The organism is Oricola indica, assembly GCF_019966595.1.
Taxonomy (GTDB): Bacteria; Pseudomonadota; Alphaproteobacteria; order Rhizobiales; family Rhizobiaceae; genus Oricola; species Oricola indica.
Window position 1 is genome coordinate 17,461 of record NZ_JAINFJ010000015.1, and the last position, 23,210, is coordinate 40,670.

General features: G+C 61.0%; 23 protein-coding genes. 2 read left to right on the forward strand and 21 right to left on the reverse strand.

From position 1 onward, the window contains the following. Positions 1–54: 54 nt before the first annotated feature. The 15 genes from LC343_RS22535 to LC343_RS22605 form a co-directional block, all read right to left on the reverse strand. The gene (locus LC343_RS22535; RefSeq protein ID WP_223479439.1) at positions 55–1,221 is read right to left on the reverse strand and encodes an acyl-CoA dehydrogenase family protein; all 1,167 of its coding nucleotides are present in this window, start codon (positions 1,219–1,221) and stop codon (positions 55–57) included. Next, complete coding sequence (locus tag LC343_RS22540) at positions 1,214–1,969, reverse strand: SDR family NAD(P)-dependent oxidoreductase (RefSeq protein WP_223479440.1); 756 nt, start codon at positions 1,967–1,969, stop codon at positions 1,214–1,216. The genes LC343_RS22535 and LC343_RS22540 overlap by 8 nt, the downstream gene beginning before the upstream one ends. Then, positions 1,966–3,324, reverse strand: a complete 1,359-nt coding sequence (locus LC343_RS22545) for an MmgE/PrpD family protein (protein WP_223479441.1) — start codon at positions 3,322–3,324, stop codon at positions 1,966–1,968. Before LC343_RS22545 ends, LC343_RS22540 begins: the two co-directional genes overlap by 4 nt. Before the next feature lie 5 nt (positions 3,325–3,329). Next, positions 3,330–4,883 carry a class I adenylate-forming enzyme family protein gene (locus LC343_RS22550; protein WP_223479442.1) on the reverse strand — a complete coding sequence of 518 codons (1,554 nt, stop codon included), beginning with the start codon at positions 4,881–4,883 and terminating at the stop codon, positions 3,330–3,332. Positions 4,884–4,908: 25 nt separating this feature from the next. Beyond that, the gene (locus tag LC343_RS22555) at positions 4,909–6,072 is read right to left on the reverse strand and encodes an acyl-CoA dehydrogenase family protein (RefSeq protein WP_223479443.1); all 1,164 of its coding nucleotides are present in this window, start codon (positions 6,070–6,072) and stop codon (positions 4,909–4,911) included. Positions 6,073–6,117: 45 nt separating this feature from the next. Then, the gene (locus LC343_RS22560; RefSeq protein WP_223479444.1) at positions 6,118–6,918 is read right to left on the reverse strand and encodes an enoyl-CoA hydratase/isomerase family protein; all 801 of its coding nucleotides are present in this window, start codon (positions 6,916–6,918) and stop codon (positions 6,118–6,120) included. A gap of 100 nt (positions 6,919–7,018) precedes the next feature. Further along, positions 7,019–9,124, reverse strand: coding sequence for an acetate--CoA ligase family protein (locus LC343_RS22565; RefSeq protein ID WP_223479445.1), 2,106 nt, complete (start codon positions 9,122–9,124; stop codon positions 7,019–7,021). 7 nt (positions 9,125–9,131) lie between these two features. Next, the gene (locus tag LC343_RS22570; protein ID WP_223479446.1) at positions 9,132–10,367 is read right to left on the reverse strand and encodes an acyl-CoA dehydrogenase family protein; all 1,236 of its coding nucleotides are present in this window, start codon (positions 10,365–10,367) and stop codon (positions 9,132–9,134) included. 1 nt (position 10,368) lies between these two features. After that, complete coding sequence (locus tag LC343_RS22575; protein WP_223479447.1) at positions 10,369–10,785, reverse strand: Zn-ribbon domain-containing OB-fold protein; 417 nt, start codon at positions 10,783–10,785, stop codon at positions 10,369–10,371. A 10-nt stretch (positions 10,786–10,795) separates the two neighbouring features. Further along, positions 10,796–11,962: an acetyl-CoA acetyltransferase gene (locus LC343_RS22580; RefSeq protein WP_223479448.1), complete on the reverse strand. Its 1,167-nt coding sequence runs from the start codon at positions 11,960–11,962 to the stop codon at positions 10,796–10,798. A 2-nt stretch (positions 11,963–11,964) separates the two neighbouring features. Next, the gene (locus LC343_RS22585) at positions 11,965–12,396 is read right to left on the reverse strand and encodes a MaoC family dehydratase (protein WP_223479475.1); all 432 of its coding nucleotides are present in this window, start codon (positions 12,394–12,396) and stop codon (positions 11,965–11,967) included. Between the two features lie 2 nt (positions 12,397–12,398). Continuing rightward, complete coding sequence (locus tag LC343_RS22590) at positions 12,399–12,815, reverse strand: MaoC family dehydratase (protein WP_223479449.1); 417 nt, start codon at positions 12,813–12,815, stop codon at positions 12,399–12,401. Continuing rightward, on the reverse strand, positions 12,815–13,726 hold the full coding sequence (locus tag LC343_RS22595) for an SDR family NAD(P)-dependent oxidoreductase (RefSeq protein ID WP_223479450.1): 912 nt from the start codon (positions 13,724–13,726) through the stop codon (positions 12,815–12,817). Before LC343_RS22595 ends, LC343_RS22590 begins: the two co-directional genes overlap by 1 nt. Positions 13,727–13,793: 67 nt before the next feature. Continuing rightward, positions 13,794–14,549, reverse strand: coding sequence for an SDR family NAD(P)-dependent oxidoreductase (locus tag LC343_RS22600; protein WP_223479451.1), 756 nt, complete (start codon positions 14,547–14,549; stop codon positions 13,794–13,796). Between the two features lie 171 nt (positions 14,550–14,720). After that, complete coding sequence (locus tag LC343_RS22605) at positions 14,721–15,659, reverse strand: DMT family transporter (protein ID WP_223479452.1); 939 nt, start codon at positions 15,657–15,659, stop codon at positions 14,721–14,723. Positions 15,660–15,743: 84 nt separating this feature from the next. Here LC343_RS22605 and LC343_RS22610 point away from each other — a divergent pair, with 84 nt between their 5' ends. Continuing rightward, positions 15,744–16,631: an NmrA family NAD(P)-binding protein gene (locus LC343_RS22610; RefSeq protein WP_223479453.1), complete on the forward strand. Its 888-nt coding sequence runs from the start codon at positions 15,744–15,746 to the stop codon at positions 16,629–16,631. 79 nt (positions 16,632–16,710) lie between these two features. Here LC343_RS22610 and LC343_RS22615 read toward each other — a convergent pair whose 3' ends face one another. Further along, positions 16,711–17,844, reverse strand: coding sequence for an acyl-CoA dehydrogenase family protein (locus LC343_RS22615; protein ID WP_223479454.1), 1,134 nt, complete (start codon positions 17,842–17,844; stop codon positions 16,711–16,713). A gap of 135 nt (positions 17,845–17,979) precedes the next feature. Here LC343_RS22615 and LC343_RS22620 point away from each other — a divergent pair, with 135 nt between their 5' ends. Then, a complete protein-coding gene (locus LC343_RS22620) occupies positions 17,980–18,291 on the forward strand; it encodes an NIPSNAP family protein (RefSeq protein ID WP_223479455.1) in 312 nt (103 codons plus the stop codon). 30 nt (positions 18,292–18,321) lie between these two features. On the opposite strand, the gene LC343_RS22625 is transcribed toward LC343_RS22620, so the two are convergent. From LC343_RS22625 to LC343_RS22645, 5 genes are all read right to left on the reverse strand, one after another. Next, positions 18,322–19,533, reverse strand: coding sequence for a CaiB/BaiF CoA transferase family protein (locus tag LC343_RS22625; RefSeq protein ID WP_223479456.1), 1,212 nt, complete (start codon positions 19,531–19,533; stop codon positions 18,322–18,324). 1 nt (position 19,534) lies between these two features. Further along, complete coding sequence (locus LC343_RS22630) at positions 19,535–20,464, reverse strand: electron transfer flavoprotein subunit alpha/FixB family protein (RefSeq protein WP_223479457.1); 930 nt, start codon at positions 20,462–20,464, stop codon at positions 19,535–19,537. Between the two features lie 19 nt (positions 20,465–20,483). After that, a complete protein-coding gene (locus tag LC343_RS22635; RefSeq protein ID WP_223479458.1) occupies positions 20,484–21,233 on the reverse strand; it encodes an electron transfer flavoprotein subunit beta/FixA family protein in 750 nt (249 codons plus the stop codon). Positions 21,234–21,698: 465 nt separating this feature from the next. Then, positions 21,699–22,475, reverse strand: coding sequence for an enoyl-CoA hydratase/isomerase family protein (locus LC343_RS22640; RefSeq protein WP_223479459.1), 777 nt, complete (start codon positions 22,473–22,475; stop codon positions 21,699–21,701). Then, on the reverse strand, positions 22,472–23,206 hold the full coding sequence (locus LC343_RS22645) for an acyl-CoA dehydrogenase family protein (RefSeq protein ID WP_238484435.1): 735 nt from the start codon (positions 23,204–23,206) through the stop codon (positions 22,472–22,474). The genes LC343_RS22640 and LC343_RS22645 overlap by 4 nt, the downstream gene beginning before the upstream one ends. Between the last annotated feature and the right edge of the window lie 4 nt (positions 23,207–23,210).

Genomic DNA, 23,210 nt, shown 5'->3' on the forward strand with positions numbered 1-23,210 from the left:
AGGTTTGGCCTGACACGATCGGGACGACGAACGCGAACGTTCGCAGGCGTGTTATCAGTCCCGACCCCTGCCAAGCAGATGGTCGGAAATGATCCGCATCTGGATCTCTGAAGTACCCTCGAAAATCTTCGTCAGGCGAGCGTCGCGCCAATGGCGTTCGACCTGATTGAGGGTCGTGTAACCGCCCCCGCCGAAAATCTGCAAGGCCTCGCTGGTCACCCGCTCTGACATCTCCGATGCGAACAGTTTGACCATCGACGCTTCCTTGTCGCAGCGCTTGCCCTGATCGATGGAATGGCAAACCGAGTACATCAGCGACCGGGCGGCCTCGATTTCGGTCGCCATGTTGGCGATCTTGAAGCGGATGGCCTGAAAGCTCGAAATTGCGTTACCGAATTGGCGCCGTTCCTGCGCATGCGCGATGGCGTCGTCCAGCGCAGCCTGCGCCAGCCCGATCGACCGCGCTGCCGTATGCGCACGCGCCGTCTCCAGACCAGCGGTGGCGAGGTAGAAGCCCCCGCCCTCTTCGCCAATCAAGTTTGCGGCCGGCACCCGGCATTTGTCGAAAGCCAGTTCCCAGGTCGTCCAGCCATGGTAGCCGATTTTCGGGATCGGGTTGCCCGACACACCTTCCGGCAATTGCCCGCGCGGCTTTTCGACCATGAAGGCGGAGATCCCGCGATGGCGCTTTTTCGGATCGACACTCGAATCGGTACGGGCAAAGACCATGATGAAATCCGCCCCGTCGGCGAAAGTGCACCAGTACTTGTTGCCGGTGATTTCCCATTCGTCGCCGACGCGCTTCGCCCGGCAGGAAATGTTGGCGACATCGGAGCCGGCATCCGGCTCTGACAGCGAGAATGCGCCAAGGAACTCACCCTGCACCATACGCGGCAGATACTCGGCTTTCTGTTCCGGCGTCATGGCTTTCAGCGAGCCGATCAGCGCATTGCCGCGCGCTATCAGCGAAGCCACGCTCATCCAGCCGCGCGCCAGCTCCTCAGCGACAAGGCAGTATTCAAAGGCGCCGAGCCCCAGACCGCCATATTCTTCCGGAATGAGAATGCCGAAATAGCCAAGCTCGGCCATCTGGTCGATCAGTTCGCGCGGAATCTCGCCCTTGATCGGGTCGAGACGGTCCGCCGTCGGCCGAACGACATCGCGCGTGAATTCACGCGCGGATTCCTGGATCATCCGGTGTTCGTCCGACAACTCAAGCATATGGCGACTCCTCAGGCGGCAATTGTCCCTGGCCGAGCGAGCGTCCGCCATCAACGACCAGAACATGTCCCGTGATGTAACGATTGTCCGGGGAGCAGAGGAACGAGACCGCCCTCGCAATGTCCTCGGGCTGGCCGATGCGGCCAAGAAGCTGGAGCGAAAGCATTTTCTGCTGCATTTCGTCCGACATGTAATGAAGCATGTCCGTATCGACGACGCCGGGCGCGATGGCGTTGATGCGGATATCGCGCGGAGAAAGGTCGATCGCCATCGCCCGCGTCAGCCCGACCACGGCGGTCTTCGAGGCCACGTAATGCCCCATGTTCGGCGCGCCCGCGAAGGAGCGCGATGCGAGATTGACGATCCGGCCGCCATTGCGCATGCGCCGCGCGCCCTCCTGCGCAACGACGAAAGTGCCGACAGTGTTGATGTCGAAGGCTTCCCGGAAGTCGTCCTCGGTCAGTTCCTCGAACGGATGCGTGTCGGTGATCGCCGCGTTGTTGATGATCACATCGATCGGCGCATATTTGTCCATCAAGGCGGCGATGGCTTCGCGGTCGCGAATATCGATGATGGCGGACTCGATATTGCCGCCCGCAGCGCGCAGCCCGTCGGCAACGTCATGAACAGCATCCAGCCGATCCAGCGCGACGACGTGATAGCCCTCGCCGACAAGCCGCTCGACAATGCCGCGGCCAATCCCCTTGGCCGCACCGGTGACGATCGCAGTTCCCAATTCGTCGCTCATGCCGCACCTGCCATTTCCATGATTTTAGAAACATTTGCGCCGCCGCCGAATGCGGTCAGCGCGCCACGCAAACCCGACGCCCGCGCGCCGAGCACCGGCTCGACCAACGCATCGAATTTCTGCGCAAGTTTGCCGCCCTGCCTGTCGAGATCACTATCTGCCAGACCGGCATCATGTGTCGCTGAATAGCGCTGACCGGCCTCAGTGGTGATCGTCACTTCGGCCTTGGCTTCGGGCAGCGTGTCGACGAATTCGATTTGCGCCATGTCGCGCAAGCGTACCAGTTCGGGATCACGCGTGAGGTCGTCGGTATAGGTCGAAATCGCTGCGGTCTCGCGTCCGGCAAGCGCCATGGCGACCGTCAGGCGTAACGAGAATTTCGCCTCCAGTCCGGTCGACGGCTTTGGCAGATTGCAGACCCGGTCGGCGACCGGCGGCACGCGCATGACAATCGACTGGATCGCATTGGACGACGCAGCGCTTTGCGAGCGGATCGCCTGCGCAGCCTCGATGGCACCATGCGTCAGGTAGCAGGCGGCGTGATACTTGAAGAGGTTGTTGGCGATGTGATGGTCGAGACCGGCCTCTTTCATCGCTTCGCCGGGATTGAAATCCACGCTCTGTGTGGCGGCCAAGCCCTGCTCGCATTCGAGCGCATCGGGGCGGCTGGTAAAGCCCTTCGCTGCCAGACGCGCCGCCATCAGGCCGTTTCGCGCCGCCATGCCTGCATGCATCGGCTTGCACATGGTGCCGAACATCGACTTCAAACCGGATGCCTTCGTCGCCGCAATGCCATAGGCAATCGCAGTCGTCTCGGCATCGAGCCCCATCAGATGCGCACAGGCCGCCGCCGCACCGACACTGCCGACCGTCGAGGTCGCATGAAAGCCGTGTCCGTAATGGCCGGGACTCATCAGCGCGCCCGTCCGGCAGGCAACGTCATAGCCGGCGACAAACGCGGCAATCACATCGTCCTGCGACGCACCGGTCTCCTCGGCAAGCGCAAGCAAACCCGGCAAGATGGCGACGGTCGGGTGGCCGATAATCGCCATGTTCACATCGTCATAATCGATAGCATGCGAGGCCGTGCCGTTGATCAGCGCCGCATTGAGCACGGATGTGCGCGACGGCGAGCCGGCCAGTGAGGCGACCGGCCTTGCGCCATCCGAAAGGACTTCCTCCGACAGGATCCTGACCGCCGGCTCGCTGAAACCCGGGATCGTCACGGCAAACCAGTCGAGAATGCACTGCCGCGCTACGGTGACCGCGGTTTCCGGCAAATCCTCGTAGCGGATCGCGCAGGCCCGCTCGGCCAGCCACCGTGTTACGGGCGGACGTTCATTCGGCGTGTTCACAGGGATCAGGCCTTCGCGTCCGGCGCGCCATATTCCTTGCGCAGCACCACCTTGTTGATCTTGCCGCTCGGCAGCTTGGGAAGATCGTCGATAAAGACGATCGACTTCGGCTTCTTGTAGCTCGCGATCTGCGTCTTCGTGTGCTCGATCAGGTCCGCCTCGCTGACGGACTGGCCCGCATTCAGAACACAGACGGCGCGCACGGTCTCGCCCCAATAGTCGTCCTTCACGCCGATGACCGCGACATCCATGATCGCCGGATGGGTGGCAATCGCCTCCTCGACCTCGCGCGAATAGATGTTCTCGCCGCCGGAAACGATCATGTCCTTCTTGCGGTCAACCAGGAACAGGAAGCCCTGCTCATCCACGTAGCCAACATCGCCGGTGTAGTACCAGCCGTCCTTCAGCGCCGCGATGGTGGCCGCGGAATTGTTCCAGTAGCCCGCCATGTGGGTCGCGGTCCGGGTCAGGATCTCGCCGGGCTGCCCGACCGGCAGTTCGTTGCCCTCTTCATCGATGATCTTGATATCGACATTCGGGGCCGCCTGGCCGATCGAACCGAGAAGCTTGACCTCCTCCGGCGTTCCATCCGGCTTGTGCTGCCGCTTGTGCAATGTCGTGCCGCCACCTTCGGTCATGCCGTAAAGCTGCAGGAAAACCGGGCCAAGCAGCTTCAGGCCGCGCTTGAGCAGCGGCACCGGCATGGGCGCAGCTGAATAGCAAACTGTGTGCAGCGACGACAGATCGCGATCCTCGATGCCCGGCACGTTCAGCATCGCCTGCACCATGGTCGGTGCCATATGCGTCATCGTCACGCGTTCGCTTTCGATGGTGTCGACGATCTCCTGCGGATTGAATCCGTAGTGCAGAACGACGGTGCCGCCACGGATATGCATGGCGAGTTGCAGGAACCTCGCCCCGACATGGAAGACCGGCATCATGAGTTGCAGCCTGTCGGACACGATGAGACCGAGTTCGGTTGCCATGAGGATCGCGACAGCGATTTCGGCACGATGGGTCCGCATCACGCCCTTCGGTCTGCCTGTCGTGCCGGACGTATAGATCAGATGCATGATCTCGTCAGGCAGAGGTCTGCTGGGCGCGCCCTCGACATCACCGGTGGCAAGAAACGTCTCGTAGTCTTCCGCCCATTCGGGAACATCGCCGCCGAAGCACAGGAAGATTTCAACGTAGTCAAGCTGATCGCGGATCTTGTCGAGGATCTCGGCGTATTGGGCTTCGAAGATCAGAACGCGCGGCGTGGAGTCGCCGATGATGAAGGCAAGCTCCGGCGCCGCCAGACGCCAGTTCAGCGTTGCCGCGATGTAGCCCGCCAGCTCGCAGGCAGCATAGGACTCCATGAACTCGATGGTGTTCTGCGACAGGATGGATACACGATCCTGGCGGCGCAGTCCGCGCTTCCACAGAGCCGAAGCAAGCCGGTTGCTCCGGTCGAGATGCGCGGAATAGGTAACCTCTCTCCCGTGATAGCTGAACGCAAGCTCATTGGGGAACTTGTATGCGTTGTTGCGCAGGATATCGCCAACTGTCTCAATCATCGTTGCTCCTCCCGTCCAATTCGCCTCAGGCTTTCGGCAGCCCCATGCGATTGGCAATGTTGTTTTTCTGAATGGCCGTCGAGCCGCCGATGATCGGCATCAGCAGCATGTCACGGACAAAGCGCTCCATGTCGAAACCCTTGGCGTAGCCATAAGCACCGAGCACCTTCTGGCAGGTCAGAACGATATCGAGACCTGTCTCGCAGACATACATCTTCGCCATGGATGTCTCCGCCGAACAGGGCAAATCGTTGTCGGCCAGCCAGCAGCCGCGATAGAGCATCAGCCGCGCCGAGGCGAGCTTGGTCTGCACGTCGGCCAGCATGTGCCGGATCGACTGATGAGAACAGATACGCTTGCCGAACTGGTTGCGTGTCTGGGAATATTCCCATGCATCATCGACTGCCTGCGCGGCAATGCCGAGCGCCATGGCCGCGACTTCCAGCTTCTCGACCTCAAGCGCCGGACCCGCAAGCTTCGACCAGCCCTGGTTCCAGCCCTCCTCGCCGCCGACAACATCCTCGATCGGGATTTCGACATTGTCGAGCGTCACGTCATTGGTGTTGAGGCCGCGCGCGCCCATCGCCGGAATGTGTGTGAGCGTCACACCCTCTGCCGTCGGCGGAATGAGCACCAGCGACAGGTTCTTGTAGCGCTCGTCAGGATCGCCGGAGCGAACCAGCGCATAGATGTAGTCAGCGCTTTCCGCACCGGAGCACCAGCGCTTGTAGCCATTGATGATGACCTTGTCGCCACGGCGCTCGGCGCGCGTCTTGACGCTGGCGAGGTCCGATCCGACATCCGGCTCGGAAAGACCGTAAGCGAACAGGATTTCGCCCGCTGCCATCTTCGGCAGGAGACGCTGTTTCTGCTCCTCGCTGCCCGACGCCAGAATGTTCATCGCGCCATAACAGGAATTCATCAGGTAGAGCGTGCCGATAACCATCGAGCGCCGCGATAGCTCCTCCACCGTAACCATCGTCGCCAGAACATCACGGCCATAGCCGCCATACTCTTCCGGAATGGTCATGCCGCAGACGCCAAGCTCCGAAATCGGCCCCATCAGGGAACGGGGAACCTTGTCCTCCTCGTCCCATTTGGCCATCATCTCGCGCGTGGCATGGCGCTCCAGCATGCGGCGGATGCTCTCGCGGAGCATGCCGATATGTTCGGGTTCGCCGAAATCCATGAAACTTCTCCTCCTGCGGTCTCCGCGCCTGGGCGCGGCCGAAAATCAAAGTCCGGTGAACTTCGGCTTCCGCTTTTCGCTAAAGGCATTGATCGCCTCCAGATGATCCTGGCTGCGATTGGTCAGAGCCTCATAGGCCATGCAGGTATCCATCATCGTGTGCGCAAGCTGCTTGAGACCGACATTGACGGCTGTCTTGGTGTACTTGATCGACTTCATCGCGCCGGCACCGATCTTCTTGGCGAAGGCATCGACGCGTTCATCGAGTTCGTCAGCCGGTACGGAATAGTTGATCAGGCCCATCGCCTCGGCATCCTTGGCCGAAACCAGATCGCCGGTCATCAGGTATTCCTTGGCCTTTGCGTAACCAATGGCCTGCGGCCAGATCACCGCGCCACCGTCGCCGGCAGCCAGACCGACGCGAACATGCGGATCGCCAAAACGGGCGTGATCGGCCGCAATAATGATGTCGCAGAACAGCGCCATCGTTGCACCAAGGCCGATGGCGTCTCCGTTCACCTTGGCAATGATGACCTTGTCGCAATCGAGAATGCCGAAAACGACCTTCTTGGCCTCGTTGATCGAGCGGTCGAACAGCTCGGTATCCTCGTACATCTGCTTCATGCCGACGATATCGCCGCCGGCGGAGAAGGCACGGCCTGCTCCGGTGAAGATCACCACGTCGATGGAGTGGTCCATGCCGAGATCGTAGAAAACGCGCGAGGCTTCCTCATGCATCTGCCAGGTCATGGCATTGAGCTGATCGGGACGGTTCATCGTCACCGTCATCGTGCGGCCTTCCTTCTCGAAGAGGAAGTATTTGTAGTTGGAATAATCGACGCTCATGAGGTCCTCCCGGTTGGGTACCCGGCATGGCCCGGGATATTTTTCTAACAATAGTTCAAAAACTGAAAGGCCGCAAGCCGACAAGGCTTCGGAATTCAGTTCAATTATCCTGTCTTGGCACCACCAGTGCATCCAGCGCGACGACGCCTTCGCCCATCGGCAACGCAATCACCGGGTTCAAATCCACGGTCTCGACATCGTCGGCATGCGCCGCGGCAAATTGCGAAATCATAACAAGCAGATCGGCCAGTGCGTTCACATCGCTTGGAGCTGCTCCGCGTGCGCCCGAAAGCATGGCCCGGCCGCGAATGCTGTCGATCATGCGCATCGCCTCTTCCCGCCCGAATGGTGCAAGACGGAAGGCAACGTCCTTCAGCACTTCGACATGGACTCCGCCAAGCCCGAACATGACCGCAGGCCCGAAGACCGGGTCTCGCGACACGCCGACAATCGTCTCGACGCCCTTGCCCGCCATCGGCGCAACCAGCACGCCCTCGATGCTTGCTTTCGGCGCATGTTCCGCCGCGCGCTGCATGAGGGTTGCATAGCCGGCTTCGACACCTGCCCTGTCGGCGACACCGACCATCACACCACCGATTTCGGTCTTGTGCTCGATATCGGGCGACACGATCTTGAGAACGACCGGATAACCGATTGCATCGGCCGCATTGCCGGCAGAAGCCGCATTCGTCGCCAGCCGCTCGTCAAGAAACGGAATACCGGCCTTGCCGAGCAGGTCCTTTGCGGCACGCTCGGATAGTGCCTGCTTGCCGATGGGAGCCGCCGGCGCAGGTGCGGCGACGCTCTCCGACTGCTCGAACGCAATAGCAAATCGTCGCAGAGCAGAAAGCGCGGCCACGGCACGGTCGGCATCCTCGAAGACAAGAAAACCGGCGCGCTCATAGTCACGCACGACCTCTTCGTCAGCGACCATCTCCAGCGCGATCAGCCGATCCGGATATTTGGCGCAGCCCTCTTCCACAGCCTTGCGCAGCGGGCCGGAAAGCGTGCGCGTATTCGGCACGGTCGAGAAAAAGCCGATCAGCGCGTCATAGCCGCCCTGATCGAGAATGACCTCGATATTGCGGGCAAGCAGGCTCATGTCGTTGAGCGCCTGCGCCGTCGTATCGACCGGATTGACCACGGTCGCATAGGGCAGAAGTTCCTGCAGCGTCTTCTGCGCATCGTCAGGCATCGGCGCGACATCGAGGCCGTAGCGCTCGGCGGCGTCGGAAATCAGCACACCGGCACCGCCGGACAAGGTGACGACGCCGAGCTTGTTGTCTTTCGGGAAAATGCCGCGCGCACAGGCATAGGCGACATCGATCTGCTCTTCCGTCGTCTGCGCCCGGTGAACACCGTATTGCTGGAACAGAGCGTCATAGATTGCATCCGATCCGGCAAGGGACGCCGTATGCGACGAGGCAGCCTTCGCGCCGATTTCCGAGCGGCCGACCTTCATCATGACCACCGGCTTGCGGTTCTTGCGCGCAAGCTCAAGCGCCTGGCGGAACCGCGCACCATCGCGCACGCCCTCGACATAGGCCATGATGACCTTGATATCATCCTGCCCTGCCATCCATTCGAGAGCCTCGGAAATGTCGATATCGGCTTCGTTTCCGGTCGTGATCCAGTAGTTGATGCCGATGCCGCGCTGGCGGGCGAGATAGGCGATATGCGAACCGTAAGCGCCGGACTGGCTGATAATGCCGAGCGGGCCGCCATGCGGCATTTCCTTGTCCAGCGACTGCGTGAACGTGCCGAAGAAGCCGAGATTGGGATTGAACAGGCCGAGACAATTCGGCCCCAGAATCCGCATGCCGCCGGCCCGTGCCGTCTGCAAAAGGCGGTTCTGGATCACAAGGCCTTCCTCACCGCTTTCCGCATAGCCCGCGGAAAAGATGACGGCTGCCTTCACGCCTTTTTCGACACAATCGGCAACGGCCTTCTCGGTCATGCTGGCCGGCACTGCCAGCAGCGCCACATCCGGTACTTCCAGCACATCGGCAAGCGAGGCATAGGCCTTGATGCCCTGAACCGTCTCCCGGTTCGGGTTGACCGGATAAAGACCGCCGGCAAAGCCGCCTTCCTTCAGGTAGCGAAGCGGACGTCCGGAAACACGGGTCGGATCGTCGGACGCGCCGAGAATGGCGACCGATCGGGGCCGGAAAAGCGCGTCGAGGCCAGTGGATGACAGATGCTTCATGTCGCCCTCAGAAATTGACGCCATTGACGAGCATGTCGCGCGCGATCGTGCGGCGCTGTATCTCGCTCGTGCCGTCGGGAATGCGCATGGACCGCGTGAAACGATAACCCGCCTCAAGCCGCAGCTCGTTAGTGAGCCCCATGCCGCCATGAACCTGAATACAGCGGTCGAAAACGCGGTTGGCCGCATCCGTGCAATGCAGCTTGACCATCGATGTTTCGGCAAGCGCCCGCTCGCCGCGCTCCAGTTTCGTGGCGCAATCGATGAGCATCGTTTCGGCAGCGTAGATATCGGCGGCACTGTCTGCGAGCAGAATTTGCACCGCCTGGTGATCACCGATCGGCACGCCGAATGTCTTGCGGACCTTCGCGTATTCGACGGCCTGCATCAGTGCCCAGCGGGCAAGCCCGATGCACGTTGCCGACAGACCGAGACGGCCATTGTTGACGCCCTTCAGCGCCACTTTCAGGCCCTGATCCACCGGCCCGAGCCTGTGACTGTCAGGCACGCGCAGCCCGTCGAAGGACAGGATGCCGATCTCAGCACCCAGATGCCCCATGATCGGAATGGTCGATACGGCCTGAAACCCCGGCCAAGCCGTTTCGATGAAGAAGCCGGTGATGCCGCCCTTGCGCTGCGCGGCCAGTTCCGGGTCGGTGACCGCGAAGATCATGGCATAGTCGGCATAGGGACCATTGGTGATCCACTGCTTCGATCCGGTAATGACCCATTCGTCGCCGTCCTTCACGGCGCGCGTCTTCATGGCAAAGACATCGGAGCCGGCATCCGGCTCGGACAGGCCGAAACAAAGCGACTTGTCGCCGCTTGCAAGCGGCGGCAGGTAGGTGTCGCGCAACTCAGGCGACAGGTTTGTCAGGATCGGTGACAAGCCGTTGGTGAATGGCGACGGGATGACGACCGGGTGCACCAGCAGCCGGTCCGGACCGGTCTTTTCAGCCAGAAGCGCATTGAGATAGACCGCCGCCAGCGGGCCAAGGCCGCTGCCGCCGATCTCTTCCGGGCCGAACATGGTGTAGAAACCGGCCTCGGAGGACTTCATCCGAACCTGACGCTTCAGCGCCTCGACCTCGGGCACATAGCGGCCCTGCTCGTCGAAAATCGTCCGCTCCGAGCCAAGAAGCGCCGCATTGGCCTTCTCGATCGGAACGACTTCCTGCTCCACAAAGCGGATCAGGCTTTCGCCGATGCTGACAATCTCTTCCGGGATGTTTTCGCTTTTCATGTCAGTCCTTGTCGAGCGTGAATTTCGGCAAGGTCAGCTCCGGCGTCACGTCGTCGTAGCGCACCGTGACACGATCGCCGATGGCGACCTGCTCGACATCGTCCGTGATGATGTTGGTCAACATCCGCGGCCCTTCGTCGAGCGCGATCATCGCGATGACATAGGGCACATCGTCGGCAAAGACCGGGCCGGCCGGCTTGCGCGCGATCGTAAACGTGTAGATCTCGCCCTTGCCGCTGACATCGGACCACTCGAGATCGTCCGAATGACAATGCGGGCAAAGCTCGCGCGGGTAGAAATGATGCTGGCCGCAGGAATTACAGCGCGGGATCGAAAGCCGGTGCTCGCGCGCGGCATCCCAGAACGGCTTCGTGCCGGGATCGATGACAGGCTGGGGCTTCTGATAGGTATCGCTCATCGCCCTCTCCTCAATGGTTCGCCAGAATCACAGTCGCGCCGGACGACAGCGTGCCGCCCGTGCCGTGAACCAGCGCCGTATTCACATTGTCGACCTGACGCTCTCCGGCCTCGCCGCGAAGCTGCCGCACCGCTTCGATGAGCAGGAACATGCCGTACATGCCCGGGTGGCAGTAAGACAGGCCGCCGCCATTCGTATTGAGTGGGAACGCACCGCCGGGTGCCGTTCGCTGACCGGAAACGAAAGCGCCACCCTCGCCCGGCTTGCAGAAACCGAGCGCCTCCAGCGTCATCAAGACGGTGATCGTGAAGGAGTCGTAGCATTCGACAAGATCGATGGCGTCATGGCTGACGCCTGCCATCTCGAAAGCGTGGCGCGAGGCGATTTCCGCCGCCGTCAGCCGCGCCAGATCTGGCATCGTACCAATCGACCAATGCGTATGGGCCTCGCCATAGCCGCGAAGATGGATCGCCTTTGCGCCATGAGCGCGGGCATTGTCCGCAGTCGTCATGACGATCGCGCCGGCGCCATCGGTCACAAGACAGCAGTCGAGCAGCTTCAGCGGGTCCGCAATCGGCATCGAGTTCATCACGTCGTAGATGGTGATCGGATCGCGTTTCGTCGCCGCCGGATTGAGCGATGCCCATTTGCGCGTTGCGACCGCGATCTCGGCAAGCTGTTCTTCCGTGGTTCCGAATTCGTGCATGTGCCGGCGCGCCGCCATGGCGTATCCGCCAACGGGCTGCGGAATGCCCCAGACATTCTCGAACTGCATGGTCAAAATGGAAGGGCGGCCGCCCAGCGTCCGGCTTCGCTCGCTGCGTTGCGTCGAGCCGTAGACGATCAGCGCGACATCGCAGTAGCCCTTCTCGATAGCCATGGCTGCGTGCGCGACATGCGCTTCGAAAGCCGAACCGCCGATATTCGTCGTATCGGCAAAGCGCGGAGCGATGCCGAGATATTCGCCAAGGGTGACAGACGGCAAAAGCCCCGGCCCCGGCACACCCCAAAGACCGGCAACAAGAAGCCCGTCCACATCGCCCATCGAAAGGCGCGCATCGTCGAGCGCCGCCTTGGCAGCACGCGCCTGCACCTGCAGGACCGACCCGCCTCCGACGACCTTTCCATCTTCGAGAGGGACGTCACCTGCCCCCACGATCACCGCTTCACGCGCCATCGCTATTCATTCTCCGCATTGATCGGTTGATAGGCATGTCCGGCCAGGATCGAGCGGTCGCCCACCCTGCAGATCAGCCGGACCTTGGCGACCTGACGGCCGTCCCGTTCACAGATTTCCTCGATTTCCCCGGTCACCTCGACCGTGTCGCCGGCATAGACCGGGGAAATAAAGGTCAGTTCGATTTCGCCGTTTTCGTCGAAAGCCCCGTCCGTCCACTGGTTCAGCATCTGCGACACGTAGGCGAGCGTCATCAGCCCGTGCGCAATGGTTTTGCCGAACGGGCCGGACCTGGCGAACTCCGGATCGACATGGATCGGATTATGATCGCCGGACGCGTTCGCATAGGCATCGATGACCGGCTGGGTGACCAGATGCGACACCAGCGGCAGCGGCGCTCCTGCATCGAATCGTGTTTCCGTTTCGCGCGCCATACTCACGGGTCTTTCCCCCAGATAGAGGTAATGCGTCCGCTCGACACCAGCTCGCCATCGGCGGCGCGCGCCTCGAAATCCGAGACGACATAAGGCCGCTCCTTGCGAACATAGGTGTCGGTTACGCGCGCCTGCAGCGAGAGCTTGTCGCCGATGCGCACGGCCCGATGGAATCGGATCGCCTGCTTGGCGTGAATGCCACCGGGCGGGCTCATGCGCGCCTTCAGCAGATCGATCAGGTAAACCGACGCGATCATCGACGGCGCGCGATCCCCGGCCTCGAAGCCGTAATCTCCGCTGTCGCCGCCGGTTGCGGCGAGAAACTCTCTCGTCGCATCCGGTCCAACTTCGAAAATCAACGGTTCGGCGGGATAAACATCACCGACCGCCACTTCCTCATAGCGGCGATATTCGGGCATCACACCGGCGTCCAGGAGAAGACGTCGCGCGACATCTCAAGCGGAATGAAGGACGTCTTCAAGGTCGGCAGCATGTGATCACGCAGGGTTTCCGGCGTCCATCCTTCCGAGCGGTGAACCGAGCGCAACGGGCGCGGCTGGCTCATCAGGAAGACCTCGTTTCCGCGAACCGCGAAGATCTGGCCGTTGACCTCAGCCGTATCCTCGCTGGCGAGGAAAACCGCAACCGGCGCGATCTTGTCCGGCGTCAGCATGCGCAGACCCTTCAGGCGCTCTTCCTGATCCGGCGTATTCGGGATCGAGCCGACCATGCGGCTCCATGCGAATGGCGAAATACAGTTCGAACGAACGTTGAAACGGGCCATGTCGAGCGCGATCGACTTGGAAAGGCCGATGATGCCCATCTTGGCGGCCGAATAGTTCGCCTGCCCCGGATTACCGACCAGACCGGACGTCGACGTCATATGGACGAAGGTGCCGCTTTCCTGCTTGCGGAAATATTCCGCTGCCGAACGGCTGACATTGTAGGTGCCGTAGAGGTGAACCTTGATGACGGCGTCCCAGTCCTCGTCGGTCATCTTGTGAAAGATGACATCGCGCAGGATGCCGGCATTGTTCACGACGATGTCGATCTTGCCGAACGTATCGACGGCGCGCGCGACCATGTCGTTGGCCGCGCCACGATCCGAAACGCTGCCGAAATCTGCAACCGCCTCGCCGCCAGCCGCCTTGATCTCGCTGACGACTTCGCCGGCAGGGCTGTCGCCCTCTTCCTCGCCTCCCAGCGACATGCCCGGATCGTTGACCACGACCTTCGCACCGTGGGCAGCCATCATGAGCGCGATTTCACGGCCAATACCGCGCCCCGCGCCGGTGACGAGCGCCACCTTGTTCTCAAGCATCAAAGTCATCTCTGCCTTTCAATCTTCAACTTAGAATTTCAATTATTTGTCGGTCGTCATGCGGTCCCGCAGTTGCTCAGACCATCCAGCGCCCGCCATCGACCACAACGGACTGGCCGGTCATGTATCGGGCGTCGTCGCTGCCAAGGAATGCGGCGACGGCTGCGATGTCCTCAGGCTCGGCAAAGTAGCCAAGCGGGATCGAGACCCGGATCTTCTCGACGATCTCATCGGAAATGCGCTCGATGACGCGGGTCTTGGTCACACCCGGACAGACCGCGTTCACATTGACCTTGAACGGTGCAAGTTCGCGCGCCAGCGAACGTGTAAAGCCGATAACGCCCATCTTGGCGGCGGCGTACTCGCTGATTCCCACCTCACCGGCCAGACCGGCATTCGACGCAACATTGACGATCTTGCCGCGCCCGGCCTCACGCATCGACGGCACGACCTGACGGGACGCCAGCAGCGTTGAGAAGAGCGAGACGTCCATCACGAAATGCCAGACATCGGAATTGGACTGGTAAAACTCCGAGGCTCGCTCGCGGGCACTCTGCCCGACATTGTTCATCAGCAGATCGATGAACCCGGCGTCCGCATAGATTTCCTTGAAGGTATCGACGAGAAAATCTTCTTTGGTGCAATCGCCAGCCTTGGTGAAAACCTTCGCACCGCCCTTGCGTGCCTCCTCGGCGACCGCCTCAAGCCCGTCGGCCTCCAGATCCATGATCGCCAGATTTGCGCCCTCGGACGCAAAACGCAGCGCGGAAGCGCGCCCGATACCGTTAGCTGCCCCGGTAACGACAGCAAGCCTACCCTCAAGACGACGCATGACATTTTCCTCCTCGAATTTCCTCCCGGTCGCGGCGTCTTCGCGCAGGCTGTCGGCCCGTTGTTTGAGCGCCACCGTCATCCGGTTCGATTAAAAACTAACAATTGTTCGAAAGTTGCGCAAGTGGATAAATCTCACCGTCATCACTGACAGGCGATCAGGAAGTTTGGATCATCCCGGTGGCGGCACAGCGGAAGCAGGGCGCGGACGGATCGTCGAGATGGCAACGCCGGTCAGCACCAGAATGACGCCGGCAGCGGATTGCAGCGTTAAAGGCTCACCGAGAAAAATCGTGCCACATCCAACGGCAACAGCCGGCACAAGGTAGTTGTTGTAGGACGTTACGGCAGGCCCTGCGCGCGACACTGTGATGAACAGGAGCAAGCTACCGGCCGCCGTGTTCCAGAGCGCGAGAACCAGCAGCGCTCCGAGAATTCCTGGCGATGGCAATGTCTGGGGAACACCATCGAAAAGCAGCGCCGCCGTCATCGTCCAGATTGCCGCCGACGTCAGCGAATACGTCGCAACAGTCACCGAGTTGTGGTGCCGAACCAGCGAGACGACGAACAGCGACGCCGAAAAGGTGATAGCCGCCCCCATGGCCGCGAGAAGCCCGCGCATGTCGTCTCCGAACGATGCGAACGCATCCAGGCCGAACAGAACGACAATACCGGCCAGTCCGACGAAAACGCCGAACAGGGCCCTGACTGTCGGATATACACCGCGAAACATGCCGAAGATCACAGTGATGACCGGCACCAGTGCCAGCGCAGTCGCCGTCACGGACGAGTCGACATACATCACCGAAGTGCTGATGAAACAGAGCGGCGCGGCGTTGGACATCAGCCCGACTAGCACAAAGGCGGCGATGTCCCGACGCGAAAGCCGCGGCAGCCTGCGCCGTGCAGCCAGGAAGCAAAGCAGGATCGATGATGCGATGAGCGTGCGAAGCGCAATCAGCGTAAATGGCGGCAAGGCCTCGACCGCGATCTTCGAAAACATGAACGACGTGCCCCATGCAAAGCTCAGCACGGCAAGCAAGCCAAACTCCGCAGCACCAAGCGTGGGGTTCTCTCCCCTCGCTCTGGCGGCAGCATCCGCGCTGGACATGGCGACGACTCCTCCTGTAGAAAACGAACATCTGTTAGATTTTTAGCGCGGTCAAGGCCGGGCGACGCAACGGGAGGAAAACTGATGACCCGACGGGTTCTCGTAACAGGCGCCACTGGAACGGTGGGCGGCGCGGCACTCCGCCAGCTCAAAGGTGACGCGGATGGTGGAAAGCTGACCGTTCTCGGCGCATCGCGGAGCGAAAAAGGCGCCGCGAAACTGCAGGACGGCGGTTTCGAGCCGGTTCACATGGATTTCGACAAGCCCGAAAGACTGCGGCCGGCCCTGCGTGGCGTGGACAGCGTGTTTCTGGTCACCGGCTACACAGTTGACATGCTGGTGCAGTCCAAGCGCCTGCTGGACGCCGCGAAAGCCGAAGGCGTAAAGCATATCGTCCATCTCGGCGCGCTTGCCGCCGACGACACGCCGCATGCGCATTTCGCCTGGCATCAAATGGTCGAGCGCACCATCGAGGCGATGGGCTTCGACTGGACGCATCTGCGGCCCAACTTCTTCATGGATACGATCTGGGAGGGCTTCCGCCGGCGCCCGGACCGGCTTGTCCACTTCATCGGGGACCGCGCCGGTTCTTTCGTCTCAGCCGATGACATGGGCGCCGTGGCAGCGGCGGCACTAAGCGACCCCGATACACATAAGGGCAAGACTTATCCGCTGGCCGTTGAAGCCATGCCCTTCGCGGAGGTTGCGAAAATCTTCTCGGAAGTCACCGGGCGATCGGTGGAATACCGCCCTCGCCCCGCGTCCAGCCTGTTCGAAACCATGACCCGGCAAGGCGCCGAACCCGTCTACGCAAAGAGTTTAGCCGAAGGAATCGCCGCCATCGAGGACGGCCAACTGCCGCTTGCCGATGCAGTCTATGATACAGTCGAGACCGTAACCGGCCGCAAAGGCATAGGCTGGAAGGAATATGCGGAAGCGCGACTGGATCAACTGCCGGCAGCCAATGCATAGCGCACTTGAAAACGGCGGCCATTCGAGCCGCCGTTTCCCGCTTGGTGCCTATTCAGGCTGCCGCCTAACCTTGTAACCTCTATAATGTCCGGCCGATCAGTTCCTTCATGATTTCGTTGGTGCCGGCATATATCCGCTGCACGCGCGCGTCGGCATAGGCACGAGTGATCGGATACTCCCACATGAAGCCATAACCGCCGTGCAATTGCAGCAGCACGTCGAGAACCTTGCCCTGCATCTCACTGGTCCAGAGCTTCACCATTGCCGCTGTTGTCGTATCGAGTTTACCATCCAGAACCAGTTCGAGACAGCGATCGAGAAAAACACGTCCAACCTGAATCTCTGTCTTCATCTCGGCCAAAGTGAATCGCGAATTCTGGAAATCCAGAACCGGTTTTCCAAAGGCCTTGCGGTTGCGTGTATAGTCGAGGGTCCACTCCAGCGCCGCCTCGCAGCAGGATATAGCCTGAATGCCGACATGCATCCGTTCCCAGGCGAGTTCCTGCATCATATAACCGAAGCCCTTGCCCTCCTCGCCGATCAGGTTGGAGGCCGGCACGCGCACCTCGTTGAAAAACAACTCCGATGTGTCCTGCGCCTTGGTGCCCAACTTCTTCAAACGACGGCCGCGCTCGAAACCTGGCCGGTCGGTTTCCACGACAATCAGGCTGATACCTTTCGCTCCCTGAGACCGATCCGTCTTGCAGGCGACCAGAAACAGATCGGCGGTCTGACCGTTGGTGATGAACGTCTTCTGGCCGGAGATGACATATTCATCGCCGTCACGCGTCGCCGTCGTACGAATCGCTTGAAGATCGGAGCCCCCGCCCGGTTCGGTCATCGCTATGCCGGCGACATAGTCCCCCGAAGTCATCTTCGGTAACCAGCGCTGCTTTTGCTCGGCCGTACCGTAATGATCGAAATAGGGAGCAACGATGTCGGAATGCAACGCAAAGCCGAGACCGGTCAAATTCAGCCGCGCCTGCTCTTCCATCAGGATAATCGAATAGCGCCGATCGGCACCGACTCCGCCTGATTCCTCTGGAATCGCCGCGCAAAGGAAACCCTGTTCGCCGGCCTTTTTCCAGGCCCAGCGAGGCACTTCCCCTTTCTCTTCCCACTCCTCGTGGTGGGGGGCGAGTTCTTCCATGAAACGTCGAACAGATTCCCTGAAGATTTCATGTTCTTCGGAAAACAGCGAGCGCGGAACCATTCGGTCATCCTCCAGAGTCCAATATGATCGATCCGGAGAACATGTAGCACGACCTCCGGCAACAATCTAACAATCGTTTGATTTTATCCGCCCACCCGGTTAGTGTCGATGCCCAGAGAGGCTAGGAGGAAACCCATGATCATCGAAAAACGCACATACACCTTCCACCCCGGCAAAGTGCAGGAGTTTCTCGAGCTTTACGAACGCGAAGGCCTCCCGCTCCACACAAAGTACCTTCCACTGGCCGGATATTTCGTTTCCGATATCGGAACGTTGAACCAGGTGATCACGATGTGGCGCTATGAATCGATGGCGGACCGGGAGGAAAAGCGCGCGGCGCTATATGCGGATCCGGAATGGACGGCTTTCGCCCCCAAGACGACGCACATGATCCAGAAAATGGAAACGACGATCCTGCGACCGACGCCTTGGTCGCCTTTGAACTGAGCCAAAGACCGCCGCAACGGGGTCGGCGCATCAGGCGATAACGCGCCTTTTCTTCAAGTCCGCAATCTCGTCGTTAGCCAAGCCCAAACGACTAAGCACTCGATCCGTGTCCTCGCCAGTAAGCGGCGCGCGTCGTGACACTCCACCGGGTGTGGCGGTCATGCGTATCGGCGAAGCCGCTATCGTGACAGGCTGTTCGGTTCCTGGATTTTCGACATCAACCAACATCTCGCGAGCGGCGATGTGCGGATCGGCATAGATATCGGCAGCGGTATTCACCGGACCAAAGGGGACACGTAGCCCCAGCGCTTCCGATATCTCGGCCTTGGTACGCGTTCTGGTCCACTCCTCGACGATCGCGACAGTTTCTTCGCGATGGGCGAGACGGTCGTTGTTGGTGGCAAATTTCGGGTCCGCCGCCAGTTCCGGCCGACCGATGATAGTGACCAGGTCAACCCAGAAACTGTCGCGCGGGCAGCCGATCGTGACCTGACCGTCCTTTGCAGTGAACACCCCGAACGGACACAAAATCGGGTGCTGGTTGCCCTCCGGGACAGGCGACTTTCCTGAATAGGAGTACTGGTAGACGATACGCTCGCACAACGCGACGACAGCATCATACATCGCGACATCCACGAACTGCCCCTGCCCCGTCCGCACGGTATGATGGTAGGCAGCGAGAATACCAAACGCGCTCATCGCTGCGGGGAAGATGTCGCCGATGCCCGGACCAAGCTTGATCGGTGTGTGCGCGTCGGGGCCGGTTATACCCATCGCGCCACCCATGGCCTGGGCGACCACGTCAAAAGCCGGTCGGTCGATATAGGGGCTGGCGCCTGTTCTGGGGTCGCCGAAACCGCGGATCGCCGCATACACCAACCTGGGATTGACCTCCGAGAGCGTTTCGTAGCCGACACCCAGCCTATCCATCACGCCCGCACGGAAATTCTCGACCAGTATGTCGGCGTCTTCGACGAGCTTTATAAGGAGGTCTTTGCCTTCGGGCGACTTGAGGTCGATACCTATGCTCATTTTGTTGCGGTTGGTGCTCTGGAAGTAACCGCCGAAATGGCGATCGGTGTCACCTTCCTGGAACGGCCCAAAGGAACGCGTTGGGTCGCCCGCAATGGGCTCGATCTTGATGACTTCGGCCCCTTGGTCTGCCAGCATCATTGTACAATACGGACCGGCGAGCATTTGCGTGAGGTCAATGACCCGGGTGCCAGCGAGAGCTCCGCCCATCTTACAGCGCCTTTTCGAGTTCCGGCAGCACGTCGAAGAGATCCGCCACCAGGCCGTAATCGGCGACCTGGAAGATCGGCGCCTCGTCGTCCTTGTTGATGGCGACGATGACCTTGGAGTCCTTCATCCCGGCCAGGTGCTGGATCGCTCCCGAGATGCCGCAGGCGATGTAGAGTTCCGGCGCCACCACCTTGCCAGTCTGGCCGACCTGCCAGTCGTTCGGCGCGTAACCGGCATCGACGGCGGCGCGCGAGGCGCCGACCGCGGCGCCCAGCTTGTCGGCGACCGGCAGGATGACTTCCTCGAACTTCTCCGCCGAACCGAGCGCGCGGCCGCCGGAGATGATGATCTTGGCGGAGGTCAGCTCCGGGCGGTCCGTTTCGGCGATCTTGTTCTCGACGAAGGAGGACAGGCCCGGATCGGCCGCGGCCGACACCGTGTCGACGGAGGCGGAACCGCCCTCTCCGGCCGCGTTGAACGAGGCCGTGCGCACGGTGATGACGTTCTTGGCGTCGGTCGCCTGCACGGTCTGGATCGCGTTGCCGGCATAGATCGGCCGCTTGAACGTGTCGGCGGACACCACCTCGATGATGTCGGAGACCTGCATCACGTCGAGCAGCGCGGCGACGCGCGGCATGATGTTCTTGCCGTTGGTCGTCGCCGGCGCGACGAAGGTGTCGTAGCCGTCGGCGAGCGAGACGATCAGCGCGGCCATCGGCTCGGCCAGGTTCTGGTCGAGCGAGGCGTCGTCGGCGAGCAGCACCTTGGCGGCACCGTCGAGCTTGGCAGCCGCGTCGGCCGCGGGCTTCGCGCCCTTGCCGGCCACCAGCACATGCACGTCGCCGCCCATTGCGGCTGCCGCGCTCATCGCCTTCGCGGTCTGGTCCGACAGGGTCTCGTTGTCGTGTTCGGCAATCAGAAGGATTGTCATTGTCTTTTTCTCCCCGTCCTTAGAGTACGCCGGCTTCGTTCTTCAGCTTGTCGACCAGTTCCGCGACGTCGGCGACTTTCACGCCGGCCTTGCGGCCTTCCGGCTCCTCGGTCTTGAGCACCTTCAGGCGCGGCGCGGTGTCGACTCCGTAATCGCCGGGGGCCTTCTCGTCGAGCGGCTTCTTCTTGGCCTTCATGATGTTCGGCAGCGAGGCGTAGCGCGGCTGGTTCAGCCGCAGGTCGGTCGTCACGATGGCCGGCATCTTGAGCTCGATGGTCTGCAGACCGCCGTCGATCTCGCGGGTCACCTTGGCGCTGTCGCCCTCGATCTTGACCTCGGAGGCGAACGTGCCCTGGCTCCAGCCCGTCAGGGCGGCGAGCATCTGGCCGGTCTGGTTGGCGTCGTCGTCGATCGCCTGTTTGCCGAGGATCACCAGCCCCGGCTGCTCATCCTCGACCACGCCCTTCAGGATCTTCGCGACGGCGAGCGGCTCGGTCACGTCGTCGGTCTTGACCAGGATGCCGCGGTCGGCGCCCATCGCCAGCGCGGTGCGGATCGTCTCCTGCGCTTGGCTCGGGCCGATCGAGACCGCGACGATCTCGGAGACCGTGCCCGCTTCCTTCAGCCGGATCGCCTCCTCGACGGCGATCTCGTCGAACGGGTTCATGCTCATCTTCACGTTCGCCAGTTCGACGCCCGAACCGTCCGCCTTCACGCGTGCCTTCACGTTATAGTCAATCACCCGCTTGACCGGGACGAGTACTTTCATTCGACCATTTCCTTTCCTGCAAATTCAGCCCACCGTTTCCGCTGGGGTTCGGGGTCATAGGTCCTTAAATCCAGACCATTCGCTTGTCCTGCAAGGCAGGCGAGAGCGGCAAGCGGAGTACAGCTGACACTGCGTAGCGCCTGCGCGCGTAACCTCATATCGTTGAATCGATCTCGTAGATCACCTTGTATTCATACGAACTCGAATCGGCAAAATGCTGCGTCCCGGAAAGACGGAAGAGCTTCGCGGACGTAACGCCGGTGAGCTTCAGCACATCAGCCAGATGAATATTCGTGTACCAGTCCCTGAATGGATCTTCCTCACCGGGTTTCGCATTCGTGAAAGCAAGCAGTCAGTGTTGCAGCGGCTTCTCCTCCAGCGTCGGAAGATTCTAACTTCTGTTAGAAAAATGCAAGTGGCTTTCTCGCTAGTTCGAATATTTTCCACATTTAGGTCAGTCAGCGCCTATTTGAACGACGGCTTGCGGCGCTCGCGGAAGGCCGCAATGCCCTCGGCAGCGTCTGCGCCCTGGAGATGACGCACAACAGCGTCGCATTCCATTTTCAAAGCATCGCTCATCGGCATATCGGAACCTTGCCGCGCCAGCCGCTTCATTTCCGACAGTCCGCTGCGTGACCGCCCTGCCAGTTCGGCGCTGTATTTCATCGCCTCTTCGTTCAGTGTGGTGTCGGTAACCACGTAATTGACAAGGCCGATGCGTTGCGCGTCTTCGGCTTCCAGCCACCTACCGGAATACATCAGGTCGAGCGCGCGACGCATGCCGATAAGGCGCGGCAGACGTTGGCTGGCACCCCAGCCCGGCAGCAGGCCAAATCGCGAATGTTGGTCGCCGAAGCGCGCGCTTTTCGCTGCGAAACACACATCTGCTGCAAGCATCAGTTCCATGCCGCCCGCAAGGCACAAGCCCTGCACCGCGACGACAACCGGCAGCGGACTTTCCTCGATCCGCGTCATTGTTCGGTGTCCGAAACTCATGAAGCGCTCGACCGCCGCCGGATCGTCCATCATGCCGGTAATTTCCTGCAAATCCGCGCCAGTGCAGAAATGCTCTCCCTCAGCGCGGATCAGGATTGCGCGCATCGAAGCGTCGGCCTCGAATGCGCCGCATGCCTGCTGGATCGCCGCGTGGGTGGCGTAGGACAGGCAGTTGAACCTGTCGGGACGGTTTAGAACAATGATCCCGACACCGTCCCGTTTCTGCACAATGACGGGTTCGCTCATTTGGCCGCGGCCTTTCGCTGCGCATATTGCAACGCCACGCGGCCAGCCTTTTCGCGCGCGATGACGAGCTTCTGGATTTGGGCGGTACCGTCGCCGATCTGAAGACCCAGAACATCGTTATAGCGCTGATGGAACGGCAGGCCATGCGTATACGCAAAGTGTCCGTGCAACAGCAGACATTGGTGCAATATTTCGCACGTCACCTTTGGAACGTACCATTTGCACATGGCAGCTTCGGTCGTGTGCGGGCGTTGCGCATCGCGTAGCGCAAGCGTATGATAGCAGAGCTGGCGCATCATGGTCAGTTGCGTTTCGGCTTCTGCAAGCGGGAAGCTCACGCCTTGATACTGCACGATCGGTGCACCGAATGCTTCACGCTCCTGCACATAGGCCCAACTTTCATCGACGGATGCCTGCCCCGGTCCGACGCATTCCAGGCCAATCAATGCGCGGCTGTAATCGAATCCAGCCATAATCGTGCCGAAGGCGCGATCCTGCTCGGCCATGATGCACTCTGCCGGCACATGCACATCATCGAAAAACAGCGAGCCACGGCCTACCGGCTTCGTGCCGATGTCGTCCAGATGCGTCCGGATGATGCCCTTGGAATTGAGATCGACAAAGAATGCACTGACCCCGCGCGAACCGCCTGCCGGGTCACCGCTGCGGGCAAACACCACGGCAGCATCTGCCTGCGTGGAAAAGCTGATCGAGGTTTTCTCGCCGTTCAACCGC